4 protein-coding genes are annotated in these 3,433 nt (G+C 57.8%); 1 reads left to right on the top strand and 3 read right to left on the bottom strand.

Translation table 11 applies throughout. The features are described from left to right. Positions 1–78: 78 nt before the first annotated feature. Together NW820_RS11175 and NW820_RS11180 are read right to left on the bottom strand one after the other, a co-directional pair. Positions 79–993: a S1 RNA-binding domain-containing protein gene (locus tag NW820_RS11175; RefSeq protein WP_414342454.1), complete on the bottom strand. Its 915-nt coding sequence runs from the start codon at positions 991–993 to the stop codon at positions 79–81. Positions 994–1,064: 71 nt separating this feature from the next. Further along, positions 1,065–1,505 carry an RrF2 family transcriptional regulator gene (locus NW820_RS11180; RefSeq protein ID WP_011432485.1) on the bottom strand — a complete coding sequence of 147 codons (441 nt, stop codon included), beginning with the start codon at positions 1,503–1,505 and terminating at the stop codon, positions 1,065–1,067. Between the two features lie 131 nt (positions 1,506–1,636). Here NW820_RS11180 and NW820_RS11185 point away from each other — a divergent pair, with 131 nt between their 5' ends. Further along, entirely contained in the window at positions 1,637–2,632 is a 996-nt protein-coding gene (locus NW820_RS11185; protein WP_414342457.1) for an AAA family ATPase, read from the top strand. Positions 2,633–2,656: 24 nt separating this feature from the next. On the opposite strand, the gene NW820_RS11190 is transcribed toward NW820_RS11185, so the two are convergent. Then, positions 2,657–3,433 (bottom strand): ABC transporter permease (locus NW820_RS11190; protein ID WP_414407517.1); only part of this gene is annotated, 777 nt, incomplete at its 5' end.

Raw genomic sequence — 3,433 nt, forward strand, 5'->3', positions numbered from 1 at the left:
TGATTTTCCTCTGATTGCCGTAAGGCGTCTTGCTTTCCCTCTGCAGGTTTTGCATCCGAACTCGAGGCAGAGATGGGATCAGATGACTTGGCCGTCGGATGTTATTCTCCCCTTGAGTTTACCGGCCCGCTCTTCGGCCTCCTCCATAACCCTGTCCAGCTGCTCCAGCACCTCGCCCGGATGCTTTTCCAGCACCCGCAGGGAGAGGGCCATCCGTCCCTTGGCCTCATCCACATCGATGACAACAGCTTTGATGCGTTGGCCTGGTTTGAACAAATCCGGTAGCGAGGCTACAAAACTTTGGCTGACCTGCTTGATGTGCAACAGCCCGGTTACCCCTTCTTCCAAGTCCACAAACACACCGAAGGGTTTTAGTCCGCTGACTTTGCCTTCCACCACTTGGCCACTGGTGTAGCGGCTCAGGTTCTCGGACTTTACAGCCGCCCTTTGGGAGAGCACCAGCTTGTTGGCTTCTGGGTTCACCTCGATAAAGCTTGCTGTCAAGGATTGCCCCACCAACTCCTCCAGACTTTCCCGTTGGCTGAGGTGGGAGCGGGGAATGAAGCCGCGCAGCCCCTGCACATCCACCACCACCCCCCCTTTGTTGGTGGCGATCACCGGAACGGTTACCGTCTGGCCGTTGGCTTGCTTCTGGGCCAGCTCTTCCCAAAGCCGCTTCAGCCTCAGCCGCCGCGCCGAGAGCACAATTTGTCCTTCTGCATCTTCCCGCAGGATGAGAAACTCGGCTTCTGTCTTTAAAGGAAAGAGCGCACTCAAATCTTCCCCTGGGCGGATCCCTGCTTCCTTGAGGGGCAAAAAGGCCGGGGATTTGCCGCCAATATCCACCAGAGCGCCATCGTTCTGATGTTGGAAGATGCGGCCTTGCACCACCTGCCCCGGTTGAAAGCTGAGGTTTTGCCTGTCTAAAGCTTGGGCAAAATCTTCCGCGGAAAACGTATCGGCAGCCTGAGAGCGAGAAGAGCGAACGGTCATGGAAGGGCTCAATTCGAAAAGCAATGGGTTTCAGGATAACCCAAAACCTTCCAAGGATCCCAGCCTCTGGCTTAAATGTAGTACATAAGCCGAGCTTGTTGCTGTTGTGCCTGCCGGTCGCAGAGGTCTTGTAGGGTGGTCTTCTGGAGAATGGCTACCGCCGCAGCTTGGGCATCTTGCCAGGCCTTCAGGAGCACTTCCCGCTCTGGGGTGAGATCGCCCGAGGGCAAGTCGCGGGAGCGGCTGAGATCTTCCCCCTCGATGGCCTGGATAACATCCAGCAGCGAGATCTGCCAGGGTGCTCGGGCCAGGAAGTAGCCTCCCTTGGATCCCCGTTGGCTGCGCACCAACCCCTGTCTGCGCAAGGTGGCCAGCAATTGCTCCAAGTAGCGGTCGGGTATGGACTGATGAGCCGCAATTTCTTTAATCTGCAGCACCTGGCCATCGCTGTAGTGCTGGGCCAATTCCAGAAGGGCCAGGAGAGCATATTCACTTTTACAAGACAGTTCCAAGATAGTTATCCTTCGTGGAGAGCTCAGGTCTATGATACTCCGGTTTTTTAGTGGGGTTTAGCGGGATCCCGCCCTGAGCTGGCAATGGGATCCAGCCTGTAAGGTGGAATAGGCCCCTTTGGGAATGGTTTATGGCGAGTGTCAGCACCCGGTCTGGTTCAGCACGGATCCCAGCGGAGCGATTACAAACCTTGCACCAACAGATTGGCAAGCTGATTGCCAATATCGAATCCGTGTTTCAGGGCAAATCGCAGGTGGTGCAGGCGGTGGTCACGGCCTTGGTTGCGGAAGGTCATGTTTTGCTTGAAGATGTGCCCGGTGTAGGCAAGACCACTTTGGCGCGGGCCATCGCCCACAGTTTGGGAGCCAAGTTTCAGCGGATTCAATTTACCAGCGACCTATTGCCGACAGATATCCTTGGCCTCACCCTTTTCAACAAAGAAAAAGGGGATTTTGAATTTCGTCCCGGCCCCATTTTTGCCCACGTGGTCTTGGCGGATGAAATCAATCGCACCTCGCCCCGCACCCAAAGTGCCCTGCTGGAGGCAATGGCGGAAAAGCAGGTTTCGCTGGACGATCGCACCTACCCGCTGCCCAGCCCATTTATGGTGTTGGCCACCCAAAATCCTTTGGAGTACCACGGCACCTATCCCCTCCCAGAAAGCCAGTTGGATCGGTTTTTGGTACGGCTGTCGATTGGCTACCCCAGCCCTGAGGTAGAGCGAGCTTTACTCTTGCAACGGCAACAGGCCGAGCCGGTGGATGCTCTGCAGCCGGTTCTCTCCCTGATGGAGTTGCGAGAGATTCAGTCGGCGGTGGATCAGGTGTATTTGGATGGATCCCTGGCGGACTATCTTCTGCAGGTGGTGCAGGCCACTCGCGTGTCCAAGCTGCTGCGGGCGGGGGTATCCACCCGTGGAGCCCTGGCCTTGGCGCGGGCAGCACGGGCTCAGGCGCTGGTGAAGGGGCGCAGCTTTTGTCTACCAGAAGATCTGCAAGCACTGTTCGTGCCGGTACTGACCCATCGGGTTTCTCTGGCCGGGTCGGGAGAGATGGCCGGCAACCGACGGCAAGAGGCTGAGGCGGTGATTCGGGATATTGTCTCCACAATTGAGCCGCCTGTTTGAGGGATCCGTAGCAGCAATGGTTAACTACAGCAGTGAGTCGGGTCGGATCCGGGGATCCACCCACATCAGGAGCAAATCGGCCAACAAATTGCCCAGAATGAGCATCACGGCCCCCAGCAGAAGCCCCGCCATCACCACATTGATGTCGAAACTTTGAACAGCCTCCAAGAGCAGCTTGCCCAGCCCCGGCCAATTGAAGAAAAACTCGGCAATAAAAGAGCCGCTGAGCAGATTGGCAAACTCAAAGCCCAAGATCGTGATCAAGGGGTTGACGGCGTTGCGCAGCGCGTGCAACCAGATCACCCGCCACTCTGGGATCCCACGGGCCCGCGCCGCCTGGATGTATTCCTGCCGCAGCACATCCAAGAAATTGCCGCGCGTAATCCGCTGCAGCCCGGCAAAGCTGGTGATGCTCAGGGCCAGCGTGGGCAGGAGCAGGTGGCGGCCCAGATCCAGCAACTTTTCCCCCAAACTAAGCTCGGCAAAATAAACACTGGTCATCCCCCCTACCGGCAGCCAGCTCACGTTTTGGGCCACAATTAGCAGCAAAATGGCCAGCACGAAGCTGGGCATGGCCTGGCCCAGGTAGCTGAGCAACTGCAACGCCCGATCCAGGGGGGTGTTCTGCCGCAGCGCCCCCAGGATCCCTAGGGGAATGGCGACCAGCCAAGTCAGCACCACAGAGGACACCGCCAACAGCAAGGTAGCGCCGGCGCGGGAGAGGATGAGCTGTGCTACCGGCACGCGATAGGTGTAGCTCACCCCGAAATCCCCTTGCAGCAGGTTGCCCAGCCAGGTCAA

Source organism: Synechococcus sp. R55.7 (genome assembly GCF_047461955.1).
GTDB lineage: Bacteria > Cyanobacteriota > Cyanobacteriia > Thermostichales > Thermostichaceae > Thermostichus.